This window comes from Bradyrhizobium sp. AZCC 1678 (assembly GCF_036924765.1).
GTDB lineage: Bacteria > Pseudomonadota > Alphaproteobacteria > Rhizobiales > Xanthobacteraceae > Bradyrhizobium > Bradyrhizobium algeriense.
Genome location: NZ_JAZHSE010000001.1, coordinates 4,397,007 through 4,418,039, shown reverse-complemented (window position 1 = coordinate 4,418,039; position 21,033 = coordinate 4,397,007). Strand labels below are relative to the sequence as shown.

18 protein-coding genes and 1 pseudogene are annotated in these 21,033 nt (G+C 62.0%); 7 read left to right on the top strand and 12 right to left on the bottom strand.

Features of this window, described 5'->3' with window-relative positions; translation table 11 throughout:
- Positions 1 to 447: 447 nt before the first annotated feature.
- Together V1294_RS20800 and V1294_RS20795 are read left to right on the top strand one after the other, a co-directional pair.
- Positions 448 to 858, top strand: a complete 411-nt coding sequence (locus tag V1294_RS20800) for a helix-turn-helix domain-containing protein (protein ID WP_334495344.1) — start codon at positions 448 to 450, stop codon at positions 856 to 858.
- Positions 855 to 1,787 (top strand): IS3 family transposase, encoded by a 933-nt coding sequence (locus V1294_RS20795; RefSeq protein WP_334495346.1) that lies wholly within the window; start codon positions 855 to 857, stop codon positions 1,785 to 1,787. The genes V1294_RS20800 and V1294_RS20795 overlap by 4 nt, the downstream gene beginning before the upstream one ends.
- Before the next feature lie 97 nt (positions 1,788 to 1,884).
- On the opposite strand, the gene gyrA is transcribed toward V1294_RS20795, so the two are convergent.
- The 3 genes from gyrA to V1294_RS20780 form a co-directional block, all read right to left on the bottom strand.
- On the bottom strand, positions 1,885 to 4,614 hold the full coding sequence (gyrA, locus tag V1294_RS20790) for a DNA gyrase subunit A (protein WP_334499742.1): 2,730 nt from the start codon (positions 4,612 to 4,614) through the stop codon (positions 1,885 to 1,887).
- A 204-nt stretch (positions 4,615 to 4,818) separates the two neighbouring features.
- On the bottom strand, positions 4,819 to 5,217 hold the full coding sequence (locus V1294_RS20785; protein WP_334499739.1) for a DUF2306 domain-containing protein: 399 nt from the start codon (positions 5,215 to 5,217) through the stop codon (positions 4,819 to 4,821).
- Between the two features lie 272 nt (positions 5,218 to 5,489).
- Positions 5,490 to 5,978: a single-stranded DNA-binding protein gene (locus V1294_RS20780; RefSeq protein WP_334480927.1), complete on the bottom strand. Its 489-nt coding sequence runs from the start codon at positions 5,976 to 5,978 to the stop codon at positions 5,490 to 5,492.
- Positions 5,979 to 6,507: 529 nt separating this feature from the next.
- Between V1294_RS20780 and V1294_RS20775 the strand changes: the two genes are divergently transcribed.
- The 3 genes from V1294_RS20775 to uvrA all read left to right on the top strand — a co-directional run bounded on the left by V1294_RS20775 (position 6,508) and on the right by uvrA (position 11,466).
- Positions 6,508 to 7,260, top strand: coding sequence for an outer membrane protein (locus V1294_RS20775; RefSeq protein WP_334480928.1), 753 nt, complete (start codon positions 6,508 to 6,510; stop codon positions 7,258 to 7,260).
- Positions 7,261 to 7,484: 224 nt separating this feature from the next.
- The gene (locus V1294_RS20770; RefSeq protein ID WP_334480930.1) at positions 7,485 to 8,228 is read left to right on the top strand and encodes an outer membrane protein; all 744 of its coding nucleotides are present in this window, start codon (positions 7,485 to 7,487) and stop codon (positions 8,226 to 8,228) included.
- A 253-nt stretch (positions 8,229 to 8,481) separates the two neighbouring features.
- Positions 8,482 to 11,466 carry an excinuclease ABC subunit UvrA gene (uvrA, locus tag V1294_RS20765; protein ID WP_334499737.1) on the top strand — a complete coding sequence of 995 codons (2,985 nt, stop codon included), beginning with the start codon at positions 8,482 to 8,484 and terminating at the stop codon, positions 11,464 to 11,466.
- 12 nt (positions 11,467 to 11,478) lie between these two features.
- Here the strand turns inward: uvrA and V1294_RS20760 are convergent, their stop codons facing one another.
- The 7 genes and pseudogenes from V1294_RS20760 to V1294_RS38050 form a co-directional block, all read right to left on the bottom strand.
- Positions 11,479 to 12,663, bottom strand: coding sequence for an ATP-dependent nuclease (locus V1294_RS20760; RefSeq protein WP_334499735.1), 1,185 nt, complete (start codon positions 12,661 to 12,663; stop codon positions 11,479 to 11,481).
- Positions 12,626 to 13,228: a hypothetical protein gene (locus tag V1294_RS20755; RefSeq protein ID WP_334499732.1), complete on the bottom strand. Its 603-nt coding sequence runs from the start codon at positions 13,226 to 13,228 to the stop codon at positions 12,626 to 12,628. Before V1294_RS20755 ends, V1294_RS20760 begins: the two co-directional genes overlap by 38 nt.
- A 323-nt stretch (positions 13,229 to 13,551) precedes the next feature.
- The gene (locus V1294_RS20750; RefSeq protein WP_334499730.1) at positions 13,552 to 13,884 is read right to left on the bottom strand and encodes a PRC-barrel domain-containing protein; all 333 of its coding nucleotides are present in this window, start codon (positions 13,882 to 13,884) and stop codon (positions 13,552 to 13,554) included.
- Between the two features lie 191 nt (positions 13,885 to 14,075).
- Positions 14,076 to 15,023, bottom strand: coding sequence for a YVTN family beta-propeller repeat protein (locus V1294_RS20745; protein WP_334499727.1), 948 nt, complete (start codon positions 15,021 to 15,023; stop codon positions 14,076 to 14,078).
- Positions 15,024 to 15,025: 2 nt separating this feature from the next.
- A complete protein-coding gene (locus V1294_RS20740; RefSeq protein ID WP_334499725.1) occupies positions 15,026 to 15,568 on the bottom strand; it encodes an SRPBCC family protein in 543 nt (180 codons plus the stop codon).
- Between the two features lie 149 nt (positions 15,569 to 15,717).
- Positions 15,718 to 16,209 carry an AAA family ATPase gene (locus V1294_RS38055; protein ID WP_442895456.1) on the bottom strand — a complete coding sequence of 164 codons (492 nt, stop codon included), beginning with the start codon at positions 16,207 to 16,209 and terminating at the stop codon, positions 15,718 to 15,720.
- 72 nt (positions 16,210 to 16,281) lie between these two features.
- Positions 16,282 to 16,383 (bottom strand): annotated as a pseudogene (locus V1294_RS38050) (AAA family ATPase); the annotation flags it as partial.
- 134 nt (positions 16,384 to 16,517) lie between these two features.
- Here V1294_RS38050 and V1294_RS20730 point away from each other — a divergent pair.
- On the top strand, positions 16,518 to 16,901 hold the full coding sequence (locus tag V1294_RS20730) for a hypothetical protein (RefSeq protein WP_334499723.1): 384 nt from the start codon (positions 16,518 to 16,520) through the stop codon (positions 16,899 to 16,901).
- Positions 16,902 to 17,616: 715 nt separating this feature from the next.
- Positions 17,617 to 18,261, top strand: coding sequence for an outer membrane protein (locus tag V1294_RS20725; protein WP_334499720.1), 645 nt, complete (start codon positions 17,617 to 17,619; stop codon positions 18,259 to 18,261).
- A 104-nt stretch (positions 18,262 to 18,365) separates the two neighbouring features.
- Here the strand turns inward: V1294_RS20725 and V1294_RS20720 are convergent, their stop codons facing one another.
- Both V1294_RS20720 and V1294_RS20715 read right to left on the bottom strand, forming a co-directional pair.
- Positions 18,366 to 19,223 carry a PCC domain-containing protein gene (locus V1294_RS20720; RefSeq protein WP_334499717.1) on the bottom strand — a complete coding sequence of 286 codons (858 nt, stop codon included), beginning with the start codon at positions 19,221 to 19,223 and terminating at the stop codon, positions 18,366 to 18,368.
- 3 nt (positions 19,224 to 19,226) lie between these two features.
- On the bottom strand, positions 19,227 to 20,867 hold the full coding sequence (locus V1294_RS20715) for an acyl-CoA synthetase (RefSeq protein WP_442895362.1): 1,641 nt from the start codon (positions 20,865 to 20,867) through the stop codon (positions 19,227 to 19,229).
- Positions 20,868 to 21,033 lie beyond the last annotated feature (166 nt).

Genomic DNA, 21,033 nt, shown 5'->3' with positions numbered 1-21,033 from the left:
GCATGAAAGATCAGGGTCCGGGTCACCACACCCGACCGGATACAAGTTGATGCGGTGTCTGCCGCATAACAACGTCACGGCCCAGTCCAGGATGTCGCGTCAACCCGCTCACCGCGCGCACCAAAACGTTCCGATCCGAAAGCTTCGCGCCAGCCTTGCCGCCGTCAAGGTCGCTACGCGCCGCCTCCGGCGGTGGCCTGCGGCCAACCTTGACCGCGGCCGCGCCTGGCGCAGCGATCAACCATCGGAACGAAACAGCCACTGCGAGCGCAGCGCGCTCCACGACAACGACCGGGAGCAACACATGCCCTGATCAATCATTCCCCTTGACAACCACAACCCCATACAAGCCCGGATGGAGCGCAGCGCAATCCGGGGAAAGTCTTGTGGAGTGCACCCCAAAAGTGAGACACGGGAAATTAGGGACAGTTCTCTAACGGAGAACGCATGTCCAAGAAATCTCCCCGTATTTTCAGCCGAGAATTCAAGCTTGAGGCGGTGCGCCGCATTTTGGCGGGCGAGCGCATAAGGGCTCTTTCACAGGAGCTGAATGTGCTGCGCAAGGATCTCTATGCATGGCGCGATCTGTTTCGGGCGGGCGGGGCGGAGGCGCTGCGGCCGCTGGGTCGACCGCGGAAGGGCACTGCCGTTGTCGCGGCGAAGGTGACGGAGCGGGCGCGCGAGGTTGCGGCTGGCGACATTGCCGCGCCAGAGCGGGTTGCCGAACTTGAGCGCAAGATCGGCCAGCAGCAGATCGAGCTCGATTTTTTTCGGCAAGCCTTGCGGCGGGTCAAGGAAGCACGCCGGCCGAACGCCGGACCTGGCGTGACGGGATCTACGCGGTCATCCAGGCGATGACGATCCCCCTGCTGCAAGGCGAACTCACGATTGAGCGGATGTGCGTGCTGGCTGGCGTCAGCCGGGCCGGCTACTACCGGCACTGGGCGGCCTCCGCCCCGCGCGTGGAAGAAGCCGCTGTGCGGGACGCGATCCAGCGGTTGGTGCTTGCGTACACGCATTACGGCTATCGCCGGATCGCCGCGCAGTTGCGACGTGAAGGCTTTGCGGTGAACCGCAAACGCGTGCTGCGCCTGATGCAGCAGGATAATCTGCTGTGCCTGCGGCGGCGGCCGTTTGTGCCGGTTACGACAGACTCGCGCCACTCCTGGCGCGTGGTACCGAACCTGGCCCGCGGCATGGTGCCGAGCGGCCTCGACCAGCTCTGGGTGGCGGACATCACCTACATCCGGCTGCAGGAAGAGTTCGCCTATCTCGCCATCGTGCTCGATACCTTCAGCCGGCGCGTGGTCGGCTGGGCCCTGGAAACGCACCTGGAGGCGCGCCTGGCGATCGCCGCACTCTCCATGGCGCTGGAGGCGCGCCGGCCAACGCCCGGCAGCCTGATCCACCACTCCGACCGCGGCATCCAATACGCCTGCGGCGACTACACTGAACTACTCCAGCGGCACGACATTGCCCCAAGCATGAGCCGGGTTGGCAATCCCTACGACAATGCCAGAGCCGAGAGCTTCATGAAGACCCTCAAGCAGGAGGAGGTCAACGGCCAAACCTACCGCGATGCGCAGCATGCGAAAAATGCCATCGGCACCTTCATCGAGGAGGTGTACAACCGCCAACGGCTGCACTCGGCGCTGGCTTACCGGCCTCCCGCCGAGTTCGAAGCAAATCTACCGGGCTGCGGGGCTGCTGCGCAGCAGCCCCGCAGCCCGGCCGCTATCTCTCAACCCGCCCTGCCGCCACAAGCGGCGGGCACAACCTGTCCCTGATTCTTGTGTCTCACAGCAGGGGTGCACTCCACTTGCAGCGGACGGGGTGATCCCGGGTTGCGCTTCGCTCCACCCGGGTTACGCACAAGACCGCAGCTTACGCCCCGTTGCCGTTCTCGCCGTTCTCCCCGTCGTCACCGATATGTTCGACCGACACCACGTGCTCGTCCTCGGCGGTATCGAACACGATGACGCCTTGCGTCGAGCGGCCGGCGATGCGGATGTCCTCGACCGGGCAGCGGATCAACTGGCCCTTGTCGGTCACCAGCATGATCTGATCGCTGTGCTCCACGGGGAATGACGCCACCAGCTTGCCGTTGCGGTTGTTGACGGACATCGCGACGATGCCTTTGCCGCCGCGACCGGTGGTGCGGTACTCGTAAGATGACGTGCGCTTGCCGTAGCCGTTGACGGACACCGTCAAGACGACCTGCTCCTGCGCCGACATCTCGACGTAGCGATCGGAAGAAAGCTGGATCGCGGTCGACGCCTCCTCGGTCTCCGCCTCGGCGGTTTCCTCGGTCGCGGCCTCGCCTGCCACCGCACGGCGCATCTTGAGGTAAGCCGACCGTTCGTCCGAGGTCGTCTCGACATGGCGCAGGATCGCCAGCGAGATCAGCGTGTCGTTTTCAGCGAGCGCGATGCCGCGCACGCCCATCGAGGTGCGGCCGGTGAAGACGCGGACATCGGTGACGGGGAAGCGGATGCACTGGCCGCCGGCCGCCGTCAGCAGCACGTCGTCGTGTTCGGTGCAGATCTGCACGTCGACGATCGCCTCGCCCTCCCCGAGCTTCATGGCGATGATGCCGGAGCGGCGGACATCGACGAAGTCGGACAGCTTGTTGCGGCGAACGGTGCCGCCTGTCGTAGCGAACATCACATCGAGATTGCCCCAGGAAGATTCATCCTCCGGCAGCGGCATGATGGTGGTGATGCGCTCGCCCTGTTCCAGCGGCAGGATGTTGATCAGCGCCTTGCCGCGCGCGTTGGGAGCAGCCACCGGCAGCCGCCAGACCTTTTCCTTGTAGACCTGGCCGCGGGAGGAGAAGAACAGCACCGGCGTGTGGGTCGAGGCCACGAACAGCCTGGAGACAAAATCCTCGTCGCGGGTCTGCATGCCCGCCCGTCCCTTGCCGCCGCGCCGCTGGGCGCGATAGGTCGAGAGCGGGACGCGCTTGACGTAGCCGGCGTGCGAGACCGTGACCACCATGTCCTCGCGCTGGATAAGGTCCTCGTCCTCGACCTCGCCTTCCTGCTCTATAATGACGGTCCTGCGAGGGGTGGCAAATTCGTCTTTCACGTCGGCGAGTTCAGTCTTGACGATGGCCTGCACGCGCGCGCGCGACCGCAGGATGTCGAGGTAATCGGCGATTTCCACTGCGAGCTTGTCGAGCTCCTCGGAAATTTCCTCGCGGCCGAGCGCGGTCAGGCGCTGCAGTCGCAGCTCGAGAATGGCCTTGGCCTGCTCGAGCGACAGCCGTGCGGTGCCGTCGGGCGCCATCCGGTGCCGCGGGTCGTCGATCAGCGTAATCATCGCTTCCACGTCCCTGGCCGGCCAATCGCGCGACATCAAGGTATCGCGCGCGGTGTTCGGATCGGGCGAGGTTCTGATGACGCGAATGATCTCGTCGATATTGGCGACCGCGATTGCAAGACCGACCAGGATATGGGCGCGGTCGCGGGCCTTGTTGAGCAGGAACTTGGTCCGACGGGTGATGACCTGCTCGCGGAACGCGATGAACAGCGTCAGCAGATCTTTCAGATTCATCGTCTGCGGGCGGCCAGAATCTAGCGCAAGCATGTTGGCCGGGAAGTTCGTCTGCAGCGGCGTGAAGCGATAGAGCTGATTGAGCACGACGTCCGCCATCGCTTCGCGCTTCAACTCGATGACGACGCGGAAGCCGTCGCGATCGGATTCGTCGCGCAGATCGGCGACGCCTTCGATCTTCTTTTCGCGCACCAACTCGGCGATGCGCTCGACCATCGTGGCCTTGTTTATCTGATAGGGAATCTCGGTGATGATGATCGCTTCACGATCCTTGCGAATAGCATCGATCGTGACCTTGCCGCGCATCACGATGGAGCCGCGGCCCAGATGATAGGCCGAGCGAATTCCCTGGCGCCCGAGAATGATGCCGCCGGTCGGAAAATCCGGTCCCGGAATAATGTTGATGAGATCGTCGATGCCGAGCGCGGGGTTGTCGATCAGCGCCGTGCAGGCATCAATGACTTCGCCGAGATTGTGCGGGGGGATGTTGGTCGCCATGCCTACGGCGATGCCGCCCGCGCCGTTGACCAGCAGGTTCGGGAACCTTGCCGGCAGAACCGACGGCTCCTTCTCGGAACTGTCGTAGTTTGGCTGGAAATCGACGGTGTCCTTGTCGATATCGCCAAGAACTTCAAGCGCCGATCGGGTCAGACGGGCTTCGGTATATCGATACGCCGCGGGCGGATCGCCGTCGACCGAGCCGAAATTGCCCTGCCCGTCGATCAGCGGCACACGCATGGAGAAATCCTGCGCCATCCGGACCATGGCGTCGTAAATCGACTGGTCGCCGTGCGGATGATACTTACCGATCACGTCACCGACGACGCGCGCGGACTTGACGTACTTCTTGTCGGGCGTGTGCCCCTGCTCGTACATCGAATACAAGATGCGGCGATGCACGGGCTTGAGCCCGTCGCGCGCGTCCGGCAACGCCCGCGCCACGATCACGCTCATGGCGTAATCGAGGTAGGAGCGTTTCATCTCGTCGAGGATGGAAACGGGACGAATATCAGAGGGCTCCGGCGGCTCGCCGGGCGTGTTATCTTCAGGGTCAGACAAAGGGGAAATCCGGTCAATTCTCAGTCGAGAATCATATAGCGCATCGGGGGTCCGATAACCACCCCGAAGCGCTCCGGATCGGCTCTTTTTACGCTCGTTTTTTCATGGACTTACGGGGATCGGAAGCGTCTTGCACGGGGCTTGCGGGAGCGAGCTTTTTCGGGACCGCAAACAGCGGGTCCAAGCGACGCTTTTTGCGACGGCTTAATGGCCGAAAACCACCGCATGCATGATCCGCCCCGGAAGGAATGTGAACAGCCCGGCAATGACCAGCGCGCCCACAAAAATCATCGTCATGATCCGGCGATGATCGGCGATCCGATGGCGCCTGGCTCTCCACACCGCGATCGGCAGCACGATCAGCGTGAAGATCGACAGCAGATGGATCGGGCTCCATGGGCCGAGCAAGCGGATCTCGTGGATCCAGAACGAGCTGGCGGCCACGACAGCCATCAGGCCGACCCAGATCCAGCCGACCGTCCGATGCGGCAGCGTGCCCTTCGGCGCAGCGAACTGGACGAGGCCAAGGGCGAAAGCGGCCATTGCCGCGAAGGCATGAACGGGGATCGCGGGAGCGGCATCCAGCAGCGGCGCGAGGGTCATGGCGGTGGTTCCCGGAGGGAGACCGATTGGCGTTCGAGGCAGCGATCAGCTTAAGTGAAATACCTCATGTAAATATTAATAACATAACGGCCGGGCCAACCGCCCGCGGGCCCGGATCGCGACGCGTCTGCCCCCGGCGCAATACAAGAAACGGCTTTTCAGCCGGAATGCGGCCGGTTCTTGCGCCGGCGCATCAGTCGTAACGCAGGCGCAGATGCCAGTTCTCGCAGGAGAATTTCCTGCGAGCCAACATGCCGGGCGAAGGCCCCGATTCAGAACGGGATGTCGTCGTCCATGTCGCTGTTGCGGGCACCGGCCGCCACGGCGCGGCGCGGCGCGGAACTGGCCGGACTGCTGGAGCCGAAATCGCCTGAATCGTCGGAGCCGAAACTGCCGCCACCGCCGCCGCTGCGGCCGTCCAGCATCGTCAGGGTCGAGTTAAAACCCTGCAGCACGACTTCGGTCGAGTATTTCTCGACGCCGCTCTGGTCGGTCCATTTGCGGGTCTGCAGCGCGCCCTCGATGTAAACCTTGGCGCCCTTCTTCAGATACTGCTCGACAATCTTGCAAAGCGGTTCGGAGAAAATCACGACGCGGTGCCACTCGGTCTTTTCCTTACGCTCGCCGGTGCCCTTGTCGCGCCATGTCTCCGACGTCGCGATGCTCAGATTGGCAATCGGCCGCCCATCCTGTGTCCGCCGGATTTCAGGATCCTTGCCGAGGTTGCCGATCAGAATCACCTTGTTCACGCTTCCCGCCATCGCCGCTCTCCACTCGATATCGCCGGCAAAAAATCACTGGCAAAAATTACTGGTCGGACCCGCCAAGTGCCGGCCGCCTTCAATTCTTGACCTGTCGCTTGTCCGCCTTCTGCGTCCGTTTCCGGACATTCGAACGACCCTATACACTCGCAGGCTCCGCCGACTTAGCGATCCCTCGGCAAGCCGGCGGTTATCCACATATAGCATCGCCCCCGCAACCGTTCCAGCTTTGTTCCCGCCAGCACCTAATATCTGGCCCGGTTCTCACGATGCAACCCAAGCGCGATTACCGGGAACTCACGGGGAACCGAAAACCTTCCGAAACGGAACCCGAAAGTTCCGCACGGTATCGTGAATATGGCAGGCAAATCATTAGCTTGGGTAAATACACTTCGTTTGTACATGTTGCATTCCGGCGACACCATTTCCGGGCGAGTCGCGATATAGAGGTTGTCGAACGGCGCGAATGCTCGCGTCATTTCGAAACGCTTCGGGACCAACGGAAAGCGGAAGAGCTGGAGATAGACCCATGAAAAAGGTTTTCTTGAGTACGGTTGCCCTCATCGCGTTCGCCGCCCCTGCGGCGGCGGCTGACCTCGCGGCACGGCCTTACACCAAGGCCCCGCCGGCGCCGGTCGCCGTCGTGTACGACTGGAGCGGCTTCTACATCGGCGCCAACGGCGGCTGGGGTACGAGCCGCAAGTGCTGGGATTTCGTCGACGTGACCGGCGCGTTCATCGGGGCCGAGGGTTGCCATGACGCAGACGGCGGCACCGTCGGCGGTCAGATCGGTTATCGCTGGCAGGCCGGCACCTGGGTGTTCGGTGTTGAAGGCCAGGGCAACTGGGCCGACTTCCAGGGCAGCAATGTGAGCCTGCTTTTCCCCGCCGCGCGTAACGAGTCGCGCATCGATGCGTTCGGCCTGATCACGGGCCAGATCGGTTACGCCGCCAACAACGTGCTGTTCTACGTCAAGGGCGGTGCGGCCGTTACGGCGGATCGTTTCCGCGTCTTTGATGTTCCCACGGGCGTCTTGGCTGCCACCACCGGCGACGATACCCGTTGGGGTGCCGTGGTCGGCGCGGGCATCGAATTCGGCTTCGCCCCGAACTGGTCGGTCGGCGTCGAGTACAATCACCTGTTCATGCAGGACCGCACCCACACCTTTGTCGACGCGACCGGCGCCTTCCTCGGCAACGACCGCATCACTCAGGACGTCGATATCGTCACCGCTCGCATCAACTACCGCTTCGGCGGCCCGGGCATCGCGGCGAGGTACTGATCTTCGCTTTCAACGAACGGAATCGAAAAGGCCGGCTTCACGCCGGCCTTTTTTGTTTGGTTGTACTGCGGGATAGTCATGCCGCCACGGTTGCATATTACCTACTTTTGCCGCGGATGTGGTTTTTCGGCGACAGCATTCTGCGATCTCTTCACGCTATATGCGCAGGCAACCTCAAATTGACCACTCGTGCAGTTGCGTTGGAAATGCTGAAAGGAAGAAACGTGAAGAAAGTTTTGTTGACGACCACCGCTCTGATCGCGCTTGGAATCGCCCCCGCGACTGCCGCAGACCTTGCCGCACGGCCATATACCAAAGCACCAGCGATGGCGGTTGCGGTGTACAACTGGAGCGGCTTCTACGCTGGCGTTAACGGCGGCTGGGGATCGAGCCGCAACCGTTGGGACGAGACCAGCCTCGGCATCGCTTTCTCGGAGGGCAGCCATGACGCAACCGGCGGCACCGTCGGTGGTCAGATCGGCTACCGCTGGCAGGCTGCTTCGTGGGTGTTCGGCGTGGAAGCGCAGGGCAACTGGGCTGACTTCCACGGCAGCAATGCGATCCCGCTGCTTCCGGCGTTCACCAACGACACTCGTGTCGATGCCTTCGGACTGTTCACCGGTCAGGTCGGCTACGCCGCGAACAACGTACTGTTCTACCTCAAGGGCGGCGCCGCCGTGACCTCCGATCGCTACCGCGTGCTCGCGACCGGCACCGGTGTCCAGCTCGCCAACAGCGTCGATGACACCCGTTGGGGTGGCGTGGTCGGCGTCGGCCTGGAATATGGCTTCGCCCCGAACTGGTCGGCCGGCATCGAATACAATCACATGTTCATGCAGGACAAGACCTATAACTTCGTGAGCAACGGCGTCGTCTTCCCGGCTGGCACGCTGGTGGCCCAGAGCCGCATCCGTCAGGATGTTGATATCGTCACCGCTCGCATCAACTACAAATTCGGCGGGTACTAATCTCCGCGTCACCTGAGTTCCCGAAATTGAGAAAAGGCCGGCCTCGCGCCGGCCTTTTTTTGTGCGGCACTACTGACTGCTGCTGCCAAAAATATCTCGGCGAAAACAATCCGTTGATGATTCGCACGCGGCACTGGAAATCGTTCCTCGTTCTTCCTATGTTCCGACTTTCAATCATCGGCGCCTGATCCCGGCTCTCACCGGCAATGCGCGCCCAACGTGGCGCGTCTCCCACGCGTCTGGAAATGCCGATATGGATGAAGTGCTCAGGGCGAAGCGCCAACCACCCGCCGGCTCCGCATCGCGGGCGATAACTATCCGCGGTGCGCGCGAGCACAATCTCAAGAACGTCGATCTCGAAATTCCCCGCGACAAGCTCGTGGTGTTCACCGGCCTGTCCGGCTCCGGCAAATCCTCGCTCGCCTTCGACACCATCTATGCCGAAGGCCAGCGCCGCTACGTCGAATCGCTCTCGGCCTATGCGCGCCAGTTCCTGGAGATGATGCAGAAACCAGATGTCGACCAGATCGACGGCCTGTCGCCCGCGATCTCGATCGAGCAGAAGACGACGTCGAAGAACCCGCGCTCCACCGTCGGCACCGTCACCGAGATCTACGACTATATGCGCCTGCTGTGGGCGCGCGTCGGCGTGCCCTATTCGCCCGCCACGGGGCTGCCGATCGAAAGCCAGATCGTCTCGCAGATGGTCGACCGCGTGCTGGCGCTGCCCGAAGGCACCCGCCTCTATCTGCTCGCGCCGGTCGTGCGCGGCCGCAAGGGCGAGTACAAGAAGGAGCTCGCCGAATGGCTCAAGAAGGGCTTTCAGCGCGTCAAGATCGACGGCACCTTCTATGAGCTGGCGGAGGCGCCGACCCTGGACAAGAAATTCCCGCACGATATCGACGTCGTCGTCGACCGCATCGTGGTCCGCCCCGACATCGGCCAGCGCCTCGCCGAAAGTTTTGAGACCGCGCTGAAGCTCGCCGAGGGCTTGGCTGTGATCGAATATGCCGACGCGCCGGCCGGCGCTGCGGAAGAGAAGAAGTCTGACAAGAAGACCGCAAAGATCCACGACAAGAGCGGGCCCGAGCGCATTTTGTTTTCGGAAAAATTCGCCTGCCCGGTTTCCGGCTTCACGATCCCCGAGATCGAGCCGCGGCTGTTTTCGTTCAACAACCCCTACGGCGCCTGCCCCGCCTGCGGCGGCCTCGGCGTCGAGCAGCATATCGACGAGGACCTCGTCATTCCCGACAAGGAGATGACGCTGCGCAAGGGCGCGATCGCGCCCTGGGCGAAATCCTCTTCGCCCTATTACATCCAGACGCTGACCGCGCTCGGAAAATTCTACAAGTTCACGCTCGACACCAAGTGGAAGGACCTGCCGAAGAAGACGCAGGCAGCATTGCTGCACGGCTCCGGCGACGACGAGATAAAATTCTCCTACGAGGACGGCGTCCGATCCTACGATACCAAAAAGCCGTTCGAGGGCGTCATCACCAATCTCGAGCGCCGCTACCGCGAGACCGAGAGCGAATGGGCGCGCGAGGAGCTGGCAAAATATTTCTCCGACATCCCCTGCGCTGGCTGTAACGGCCATCGCCTCAAGCCCGAGGCGCTGTGCGTCAAGATCGGCGGCAAGCATATCGGCGAAATCTCGGAAATGTCGGTGCTTCGCGCCGGCGAGTGGTTCGAGAGCGTGCCGAAAGCGCTCAACGCGCAGCAGAACGAGATCGCTACGCGGGTGCTGAAGGAGATCCGCGAGCGGCTGTCGTTCCTGCTCGACGTCGGCCTGAACTATCTCACGCTCTCCCGCGCCTCCGGCACGCTATCCGGCGGCGAAAGCCAGCGCATCCGCCTCGCCTCCCAGATCGGCTCGGGTCTCACCGGCGTGCTCTACGTGCTGGACGAGCCCTCGATCGGCCTGCACCAGCGCGACAATGCGCGGCTATTGGAAACGCTGAAGCGGCTGCGCGACCTCGGCAATACCGTGATCGTGGTCGAGCATGACGAGGACGCGATCCGGCTCGCGGATTACGTGCTCGATATCGGCCCGGGCGCCGGCATGCATGGCGGCCATATCGTGGCGCAGGGCACGCCCGCCGAGATCATGAAGAACCCGAAATCGCTGACGGGCAAATACCTCACCGGCGAGATGTCGGTGGCGATCCCCGAGCGCAAGCCGCCGAACCACCGGCGCACCATCAAGGTCGTCAACGCCCGCGGCAATAACTTAAAGAACGTCTCGGCGGAAATCCCGCTCGGGCTGTTCACCTGCGTCACCGGCGTCTCCGGCGGCGGCAAGTCGACGCTCCTGATCGACACGCTCTACAAGGCCATCGCCCGCAAGCTGAACAATGCCAGCGAAGGCGCCGCCCCCCACGACCGCATCGAGGGGCTGGAGCATATCGACAAGATCATCGACATCGACCAGTCGCCGATCGGCCGCACCCCGCGCTCGAACCCCGCGACCTATACCGGCGCGTTCACGCCGATCCGCGAATGGTTCGCCGGCCTGCCCGAGGCCAAGGCGCGCGGCTACGAGCCGGGACGGTTCTCGTTCAACGTCAAGGGCGGCCGCTGCGAGGCCTGCCAGGGCGACGGCGTCATCAAGATCGAGATGCACTTCTTGCCCGACGTCTACGTCACCTGCGACACCTGCAAGGGCAAGCGCTACAACCGCGAGACGCTCGAAGTCCTGTTCAAGGGCAAGAGCATCGCCGACGTGCTCGACATGACGGTGGAAGAAGCCGCCGAATTCTTCAAGGCCGTCCCCCGCGTCCGCGAGACGTTTAAAACGCTGCACCGCGTCGGCCTCGACTACATCCACGTCGGCCAGCAGGCGACGACGCTCTCCGGCGGCGAAGCCCAGCGCGTCAAGCTGGCAAAGGAGCTGTCAAAGCGCGCCACCGGCCGCACGCTCTACATCCTGGACGAGCCCACCACCGGGCTTCATTTCCACGACGTCGCAAAGCTTCTGGAAGTGCTGCACGAGCTGGTCTCGCAGGGCAACACGGTGGTCGTGATCGAGCACAATCTCGAAGTCATCAAGACCGCCGACTGGGTGATCGACCTAGGCCCCGAAGGCGGCGACGGCGGCGGCGAAATCGTCGCCTGGGGCCCGCCGGAGGACATCGTGAAAGCGCCGCGGAGTTATACGGGGAAGTTTTTGGCCCCGGTGCTGAAGAAGGCGGACGGCAAGCCGAGGAAGAGCAGCAGCGCTAGTGAGGCGGCGGAGTAAGGCTAGATCAATCTATCCTCGTTCAATAGCTTCCTTCGTGGTTGTCCTGATCTTTGCAGCAAAATCGCGGGCATCTGCAAGAAGAGGATCGCCGGCCAGATCTTTTCGAATTGCTTGGGCTAACCACTCCCCTTTGTGAGTTCGAGGAATTGAACGACAGAACCCTTCCAATTCACCCTCCGGATTTATAAGCAACCCTACATTTTGACACGCGTCCGAAATGCGCGTGAAGGTCGGAACATCAAGCGCTCGAAACCCATCTTGCTTTACACGCTCCCAATTTGACGGGCTTTTGCCTAGTTCAACCAATCTTCTGCGCGCATCGCCAGGAACGTCATTTTCTTTCTCAACCTCAGCCACCAGTCGACGAAGTTCGACCCCGAGTTCGGTTCCCGTCAGTTGTCCCTTCCGCCTAGTCACCAACTGAAGCAAGCTACGAACATCGGCCTCAACCTCGGCTCTGCGCCCTCCCATCGCCTCAAAAAGCGTGAGAAATTTCTCTCGATCTGAGAGAACATCGATATCGACAATAGCAATCACCGGAATACCGACGGACCTCAGCGCCCGCGCTATGCTAGCAATACGGTCCTTACCGCCAAAATGATAAAGTCTAACATCAGAATCGCGATCTTCTTTGCCTGTGGCCTCTAACAATGCGCCAAAAAACCGTGCGTCAGAGTCACCCTCGCAGAGAATGGCGGCCTCATGAAACAACGCCGACAAGACGTCGGATGTCCGGATGAGCGGGTCATTCCACATCGCATCTAGCTGCTCTTGGTCAAGAACCGTCACCTTATTTTGCGTGCCATGCCTGACGATACGAGCAAGAATTAAGCGTTCACCCGAATAGTCTAGGAGAGCTCTCACAAAGGCGTCGTTGTGCGTAGCCACAATGACTTGGCATTCTCCTGGCACTTCAGTCGCGACGACTTGAGCAAGCTTGCGTGCTTGTGGCGGATGAAGAAATGCTTCTGGCTCGTCTAAGAGAATAGCGCTGGTGGGGTGAACAAGCAGACTCATTGCCGTCCCAGCAAAACTCCTCATTCCATCGCCTTGACGATTCAATCGAGGTAGAGACGCAAGCCACTTCGCTTCGTCACGCATGCTCGGCGATTCATTTCGAGCTTCGCCAGGTCCGACGATATGCAGTACGAGCTTTTCACCAGCAAAGGTGTTCAGGATAAAGCCCAGCGCCAAAGGTCTTCTCAAAGATATCACTAATGCGCTTCTCAGCGAGATTATCCAGTTCTAGCCATTGCATTGGATTCTTCGGCGCACTCTTCAGATAGTCACCGCGACCGCTAGGATCAGCGATCTGAAGGCGTTCTTCCGCACCAAGGTACGAGAAAAATAGCGGAACCGCCTTAGAACCAACAAAGCCCTTCTTAATATCCTCGTCCACTTTGTCTACTGGGTAATCTGACCAACCAATTTTTATGATTCCGAGTTTGTCCGTTGCAAGTCCAGCTTCTCGCACCAAGCGCTTAAACGCGTCAGCACTACCTCGCACTCGGACCGTAGCATTCCTGAGAACCGGTCCAAACGTCCATCCCTCTATCAAATAGTCACGTATCTCGCGAAGAACTGAGCTCTTTCCTGCGTTGTTTGGTCCCACAATCACTAGAATTGAACTTTCGGTGAGCTTTATCTTCTGCCCACTCGAGAATTCGAGTTCTTCAACGAATATCTTCGCTTCGCGCGCGCCCGTAACGGAGTCCAGGACTCGCAGCCCTGTTCGTTTCCACCTACGAAATATGTCCATCGCAATCCTCAAGTTGCTCCAATCTGAAAATCAATCAACAACACCCAAAGAGGCTCCCCTACAACTTATAGCAGCGAAAGCAAGCGAACAGCGGCCAAATTTGCGGTCCATTTGATATTCCCCATGTTTTGCTGAAGGATTAGACCGAATAGCGAAGTGTATCGCGCATCTCTTAAGATCACGATCTGACTCAGCGCGGCTTGCCAACACGGTACATTACCGAACGCTCTCGGTCGGCCGGCGACTTTGATGTCGCTCGCGCGTTGGTCTCCCAATTCGCTACAACACGACAATCATCCGCAGTCGCCCTGCGAGCCGTCGCCCTACACCGTCCAATAATGCGGGTGCGGGTAGGATCGCGAGCGGTCGCCCCAGTCGAAGTCGTCTTCATCGAACTCCGACGGGCCGGCGCGCAAATCCTCCAACGTCAGCTCGACCGCGAAGGCCTGACGCGCGGGATCGAACCTGAGTGCGTCCCATCGCACAGGATAATGGTGGTGGCTGGCGAGTATCCCGCCGGTTTTTATCACGGCATACGCGACAGTGCCGGTCACCTTGTCCAACATCAGTCGCTCGATCGTGCCGAGTTTTGCGCCGTCTAGCCCGTAGACATTCGCGCGCTCGACGCGATCACTGGGCACCAGGGTATGAGGCATGGCATCCTCCCTGCTTTCTATTCTTCCGGCATTATAGCACCAACGCGCTTGGCATGCGTGCGCGTCCGGTTGCCGCGGTGCATTAAGCGCGGTTGGCGTTCCCGTCGCGCTTCTGATCCAGCGCAAATGCTGCGGCGGCTCTTTGCTTGGTCTTTCGCAATGCCGAACGTCCGACTGCGTTCCTTCCCCGGCTACCGCCGCAAGAATGTCCCGAACGCCCGCGGCCCGTCGCCGACCTTGATCTCTTCGGTCACCTTCAGTTCGACCGCATCGATCACGCTGATCGAGTTGCTCTCCCAGTTCGCCACGATGATGCGCCGGCCGTCCGCCGTCGCGGCGATCCCTTCCGGGTAATCGCCCACTTTGATGCGCTTGACCGGCGCCAGCGTTAAGAGATCGAACACGCTGACGGTGCCGTCATACTGGTCGGTGACGAAGCCGCGCCCTTGCGCGAGAGCGACCGCATAGGGGTGCAGGCCCGTCTTCACGCGCCCGATCTCGCTGTTATCGGCGATGTCGATCACCGACACGTCGTTCGATCCGACATTGGCGGTGTAGGCCCGCCGGCCCTCGGCATCGATGGTAATGCCAAACGGGCGCTCCCCGACCTTGATCGTGGCCCGCCGCTGGCGCGTCGCGGTGTCGATGACGGACACGCTATCGGCGTCACGGTCCGCCGAGAGCAGGAATCGCCCGTCCGGTGTCACCGCAAGCCCCGACGGCGAGGCGCCGACCGCGATATCGGCGACAACGCGCTGTTCTTTCGGATCGATCACCCGCACCGCCGCGGCGTACCAGTCGGCGACATAAACTGTTGCGCCATCCGGCGCCCCGGCGACACCGAGCGGACCGCCGCCGGTGTTGATCTTCCCGATGATCCGGCGTGCGGCGGCATCGACCACCGTCAGCGCCTTGGCATCGGGGCTCGTCACATAGGCGAAGCGTCCATCCGGCGTGATGGCGACGCCCGCCGGCTTGCCGCCGATCGCGATGGTCGCGACCGGCTGCAAGGATGTGAGATCCACGACCGTCAGGTTTTCGCTGAGCTGATTGGTGACGAAGGCCTCCTCGGCCCGCGCCTGCCCGGCCCAGGCGGTACCGATGCTGGCGACGAGCGCCGCCAGAACGATCGCCCGCACGATCAGCTTCCGCTTTCGACCTTCTTCTTCAGCGCCTCGAGGCCCGCTTTGTAGAGCCCGCTCACCGCCTTCACAGCAGCCTCGTCGCTCAGCTCCGGCGGCGGATCGTTGTTCGGAAAACCGCGATAGAACGCGCCGGCCCACTCCAGGCTGCTCCCCTTGCCGTCAGCGCTGGGCGTAACTGTCAGGGTGGACGAATAGTTGGTCACCGGCAGCCCCTTCACATCCACGGCGGTGATCCGGTACGAATAGGTCATCTTCCCGGCATCGTATTTGTAGAGTTCCTCATCGACGGTCGCACCGGTCGCCAGCGTCAACCGCCGAGTGGCCTCGATCGCGTTGCCCTTGTCGCCCTCGGTCTTGCTAACCGGCGGCAGCCAGCTCATGTCCTGAAAGTTGCCGATCGCGGCCCACACCTTTGCAGGCGGCGCGTTGATCTCGATCGATTCCCGCACCTTCTGGCGGGTCGGCCCATGCGCCCAGGCTACGCCTATCACTGCCAGCGCCGCCACCACGGCCCCCACCCTCGCGAGCGTCGTCCTCATGTCGCTTCCTCATTGTCTTGTTGGCCCGCGCTAGCCGCGCAGCGGCGTTATCGTAGCGCATTTTCAGACCAAAGGAGGCTGGTTTGTGGCGCCGCCGCGACGCGCGGCGTTGCGTTGGCTAATATCGTAGGACGGGTAGAGCCAACGGCTCACTCCTCGATCGCCGCCTGCACAAACCCCGCCGGATCCTCGCAAAACTCGCGCATGACCTTGTAGTGATCGGTTTCCCGCACCGTCACCGGCTCCAGGCCGTACTTCGTCAGCCGCAACAGCCTCGCGTTGGGATACGCCATCAGGACAGGCGAATGCGTCGCCATGATGATCTGGCAATGGCCGATATTCTCCATCCGCCGCATCAGCTTCAAAAACTCGATCTGGCGCGCGGGCGACAGCGCGGATTCCGGCTCGTCGAAAATAAAGATGCCCTGCTTCTGGCAACGCTCCTCGAAGAAACGCAAAAACCCTTCACCGTGGGAATGGGACAGGAAGTCCGGCGGAGGGCCTCCTCCCATTGGATATTTCTGGGCCATCTCGTCCAAGTATCGGGCAACCGAGAAAAAGCTTTCGGCGCGGAAAAACCAGCCATTGGTGATTTTGGGTAGCCAGCTCGCCCGCAACGCGCTGGACAATTGTCCCCCCATTTTTTCCAACGCCCATGAGTGGTCGACCGTCATGTACCCCTTGCCGCCGCCGGCTTCGTCATAGCCGGCGAGCACGGCGATGCCCTCGAGCAAGGTGGATTTGCCGGTGCCATTCTCGCCGACGATGATCGTGATCGCCTTATCAAAGCTCAGCTCAAAATCGTCGCGCAGCAAGGGCAAGCAGAACGGATAGGCCTCGCGGTTGGTGATCCGCGATGGCTCGAGCCAGATGCGCTTGAGATACGGCGCCGGCAGATTGATCGGGCGATTGCGTCTGGAAGCCATGGGCTCGGATCCCGGGGGAAACAATGTCGTTCGTGATGGTTATACAGGGAACGTCGTACAATCCTAGATGGCACGCCACCCCGATGCAAAGCGCCACCTACACCCTCTTCCGCAACGCCATCCTCGGCGAGCAGCAGGTCATCTGCGACTATGATAGCCGCATCCGCGAACTGTGCCCGCACATCATCGGCACCAACAGACGCGGCGAAGAGGTCGTGCTGGCCTGGCAGTTCGCTGGCGAGAGCTCAGGGCCGCTGCCGCAATGGCGCTGCCTGAAGCTGGCTGGTGTCAGAAATGCCCGCACGCGCGAGGGTCGCTGGCATGAAGGCGGCTCGCATCAGACGACGCAAACCTGCGTCAGCGATATCGATCTCGACATCAACGTTCACGTGCGAAAGCTGCGGTGAGCGATCACCTAACGGTCATCACCTGGCGTTCGGCAGGCTGACATCAGGGCCGACCGAGGCCTCTTCGACGCTCGGCCACTGTGCAGGGAAGGCCGGAGTGTTTCCGCTGAACCTGTATGCTCGTGTGCGTTTTTGTTTACGCACTTTGCACACGAGACCGCGGTTGCAGCGAGCAACCCGGTCTTCCCTGCGCCCTCTGATTTTTGGGCAAGCGAAAATGCAAACCTCGGGCGATCAGCGCCGCAAGAATGCGAAACTGTATCCACCGTCATTGCGAGCGAAGCGAAGCAATCCATGCGTCGGCACAAAGAAAGAAAGAATGGATTGCTTCGCTTCGCTCGCAATGACGTGGAGAAGCCGCTTCGTACCGAACACCCGCACACGCGAGCATCACAATCTCGATTGCACGAACGCAGCCACCTCTCTTTTCGCAGATCGAACAATTCCACGCCGCACCCCGCCGCACTGCCGTCGAAATAGCAACCTGCCTGCGCCAATGCGCGGACGCGCTTCGGTCCAACTTTTGCCGGCATGCGAAACGTATGGTTAACCCGCAAGCGATCGTTCTCACATCTGCGCAAACGTCGCTTGCAGACGGCTCTTTGGGGCGCGTTCGCGTCCTCTTCCACAAACGATACGTCACCATGCCGGTGCGATCGGTTCGCTATCGAGCCCGCAGGGGGTTATACGAGTGTTCAACTTTAGGGGACAAAATATGAAACGACTACTTCTAGCTGGCGTGGCTCTCTCGGTCGCGACCGCGGCCTCGGCCGCCGACATGCAGGCGCGGCCCTACACCAAGGCCCCTCCGGCGGTGGTGTCTCCGGCGTATAACTGGTCCGGCTTCTATATCGGCGCAATGGGCGGCTTTGGCTGGGAGACCGACGCCGGCAGCGGCGGCTTCGGTGGCGGCACGGTCGGCTACAACTGGCAACTTCCGGGCAGCCAGTTCGTCTTCGGTGTCGAAGTCGACGCCGCGGGCGCCAGCATCAAGGACAGCTTCCTCGTGGACGTCGGCATCACGCAGGAAAACAAGATCAATGCATTCGGCAGCGTGACCGGCCGCGCCGGCTTCGCCATCGATGCAGCCCTCCTCTACGCCAAGGGCGGTTGGGCGTGGACCAACGCCAAGACGTCCTTCACGGACGGCGTCATGACGATTTCGGACAGCCAGACTCATACCGGCTACACCATCGGCGGCGGCCTCGAATATTTGTTCACGCCGAGTTGGTCGGCCAAGGCCGAATACATGTACACCAGCCTCGGCAGCGAGACCTACAATTTCGGCGGCCAACCGCTGGATTCCGGCTCCTTCGACTTCCACACCATCAAGGTCGGGGTGAACTATCACTTCCGGTGAAGTCAAGAACTGTAGGGTGGGCAAAGCGTAGCGTGCCCACCATTCAGTCCGCAAAGAAGGCGGTGGGCACGGCGCAAGCGCGCCTTTGCCCACCCTACGGAGTCTCACACCGCCTCGAGCACCAGCTCCATCGTCATCAGCACCGGATTGTCGCCGCGCATCAGCCGGCCCTCGGCGATGCCGCCGAGATAATCGACCAGCGCGACGTCGAGCTCCGCCTGCAGCGTGCCGTCGGCGCCGGGCGCAATCGCGCCGGCCTTGATCGCAAGCTCGGTCGCAAACGGTACGACGGTGCTGCCGTCGGTGAAATGCGCGCCTATGGTGGAGCCGACGCCGCCGTGAATCCGCGCGCGCAAAATTCCGTGCTGCCGGCAGAAGGTCTCCAGCGCCGCGGCAAAATCCTGATTCGGCCGCAGCCGCAGCGCGAAGGCGCGGCTGTCGGCCTTCACATCGGTGCCGGCGCGCGCGACGGGACCGAACAATTTGAAATTGGTCTCGGGATCGGGCTCGGCCGCAAACATCGCACCGTCGATTCCGAACGCTTCCACCGCGAACGATTCGGCGACGATGCTCTCCTCGGGAAGGATGTGGCCGCCGTGCAGTCGTCCATCGGTCTCGGTCCACAGCCCGTGGCAATGAAAGAACGGCGCACCGTCGCGCTCGCCAAGCGTCATCGCGCCAAGCTTCAACCGCGTGATTCCAGAGGGCCGAAAGGTGTCGCTGTAGAACGCCGCATTGGCGCCGGTCTTCGACAGCGCCGGCATCACATAGGCAAAGGGCCCCAGCGCCCCTCCCCGCATGCTCAGCACGCCGCCTGAAAATCCGGCTTCCGCAAAGCCGCGGCGCGCGGCCTCGAGCAGCGGCAGGCCGGCGGCAAGCGTGAATGAAAACGCCCGTCCCCGCGCCTCGACCCATTGGATGCGTTCGGACGCGGGCGCGCCGGGCTGGTCAATGCTGCGCATCCCTCAGGTACCCGTCGACTTCGCAACGAGCTCAAGCAACCCTCGCGCCTCGAGTTCATCGCGGACCAACCGCTTCGGAATCTTGCCGTAGCCGGACTTCGGCAACGCCTCCCAGAAGAAGAAGCGCTTGGGCATCTTGTAACGCGGTACCTTTGGCGCCAGGAATGCGGCCAGCTCGGCCTCGCTCACTTCAGCCGCGCCCTCGCGCGCGACGCAGACGGCGACGCCCACCTCGCCCCAGAACGGGTCGGGCACGCCGAGCACGGCAACCTCGCCGATCGCCGGGTGCGTGAGAATCTTCTCCTCGACCTCGCGCGGATAGATATTGGAGCCGCCCGAGATGTACATGTCCGAGGCACGGCCGGTGATATAGACGAATCCCTCCTCGTCCATGTGGCCGAGATCGCCGGTACGAAACCAGCCGTCGCGAAACGCCTTCGCGTTGGCCTCGGGGTTGTCGTAATAGCCGGCGAATACGGCGGGACCGATCACGCAGATCTCGCCGGTCTCGAAGGGCTTGAGCTCGCGCCCGTCATCGCCCTGGATCGAGACCTGCATGCCCGTGCGCTCGAAGCCGCAGGTGCCGATGCGGGCCTGCGGGCCGTCCTCGGGATCGTGCAGATTGGCCGGCATGACCGTGATGTTGCCGGTGACCTCGCCGAGCCCGAAATATTGCACCAGCACCGGGCCGAGCTTGTTCAGCGCCGCCTTCTGGTCCTCGCGATACATCGGCGCGCCGGCATAGATCACGAAGCGCAGCGAGGAATGGTCGTATTTGTCGACGGAAGGATGCTCGACCATCATCTTCAAAATGGTCGGCACGGTAAAAATGTTGCTGACGCGATGCGCCTCGATCAGCCGGAACGCTTCGGCGATGTCGAATTTTTCGGACGGCAGCAGGATGGTCGGCACGCCGCGCGCGGCCTGCACGAGCTGGTGCACGCCGGCGCCATGCGAGAGCGGCGCGACCACCAGCGAAGCATCGGTCTCGGTCGTGCCCGGCATCAGGTCGGCGAGATGATTTGTCACCACAAAGGCCATCTGGCCGTGGGTGAGCACCGCCGCCTTGGAGCGGCCGGTGGTGCCGGAGGTGAAGAAGAACCAGCAGGGATCGTCGTAATCGACCGCCGCATTCTCGACCCTGGCGCCGGCCTGCGACGCGATCACCTCGCTCACCGCCTTCTCGCCAAACGTGCCCTCGCCGATCCGCCAGATGAATTCGAGCGCCGGATTGGCCGCAGCCTTGGCGTGGTCGGGGAAATCACCATGGCACAGAAACGCCTTCGCACCGGAAGCGGTGGCGAGATAGGCGACCTCGTCCGGCATCAGGCGGAAATTGGTCGGCACCCAGACCGCGCCGAGGCGAAAGGCCGCGAACATCGACCAGAACATCTCGTCGCAATTCTTGGAATGGACCAGGATGCGATCGCCCTTGACGACGCCCCGCGCAGCGAGGCCCGCTGCCAGCGCGGAGACGGAACGATCGATCTCGCGCCAGGTCCAGGATTTGTCGCCCCAGATGAAGCCCGTGCGGTCGCCATGGCGGCGGGCATTCTGGGTCAGCATATGCGCCAGATTCATCACCCGGCGCGACATCCGCGCCATGCCGCCGCGCGGGGTGGGAATAGTCACGGTTTCAGTCACTGGGAATCAACCATCACGCTTCGAAAAACAGACATAGAACACCTCGTCGCAACGATAGCAGAAAGCCTCGTAGCAGAAAGCCTCGTAGCAGAAAGCCTTGCGCCTGCCAGCGCGCGGTGGGTCATCCACAGCGACCGCGGGCCACGCGTCGCGGCGGCTGGGCGGC

Bases quoted from the DNA above. Each gene is read 5' to 3' on its own strand.
- V1294_RS20725 (WP_334499720.1), top strand. From the start codon at position 17,617: ATGAAACGACTACTTCTAGCTGGCGTGGCTCTCTCGGTCGCGACCGCG.
- V1294_RS20775 (WP_334480928.1), top strand. From the start codon at position 6,508: ATGAAAAAGGTTTTCTTGAGTACGGTTGCCCTCATCGCGTTCGCCGCC.
- V1294_RS20740 (WP_334499725.1), bottom strand. From the start codon at position 15,568: ATGAGGACGACGCTCGCGAGGGTGGGGGCCGTGGTGGCGGCGCTGGCA.
- V1294_RS20800 (WP_334495344.1), top strand. From the start codon at position 448: ATGTCCAAGAAATCTCCCCGTATTTTCAGCCGAGAATTCAAGCTTGAG.
- V1294_RS20785 (WP_334499739.1), bottom strand. From the start codon at position 5,217: ATGACCCTCGCGCCGCTGCTGGATGCCGCTCCCGCGATCCCCGTTCAT.
- V1294_RS20730 (WP_334499723.1), top strand. From the start codon at position 16,518: ATGTCGTTCGTGATGGTTATACAGGGAACGTCGTACAATCCTAGATGG.
- V1294_RS20795 (WP_334495346.1), top strand. From the start codon at position 855: ATGACGATCCCCCTGCTGCAAGGCGAACTCACGATTGAGCGGATGTGC.
- uvrA (WP_334499737.1), top strand. From the start codon at position 8,482: ATGGATGAAGTGCTCAGGGCGAAGCGCCAACCACCCGCCGGCTCCGCA.
- V1294_RS20750 (WP_334499730.1), bottom strand. From the start codon at position 13,884: ATGCCTCATACCCTGGTGCCCAGTGATCGCGTCGAGCGCGCGAATGTC.
- V1294_RS20780 (WP_334480927.1), bottom strand. From the start codon at position 5,978: ATGGCGGGAAGCGTGAACAAGGTGATTCTGATCGGCAACCTCGGCAAG.
- V1294_RS38055 (WP_442895456.1), bottom strand. From the start codon at position 16,209: ATGGGGGGACAATTGTCCAGCGCGTTGCGGGCGAGCTGGCTACCCAAA.
- V1294_RS20755 (WP_334499732.1), bottom strand. From the start codon at position 13,228: ATGGACATATTTCGTAGGTGGAAACGAACAGGGCTGCGAGTCCTGGAC.
- V1294_RS20720 (WP_334499717.1), bottom strand. From the start codon at position 19,223: ATGCGCAGCATTGACCAGCCCGGCGCGCCCGCGTCCGAACGCATCCAA.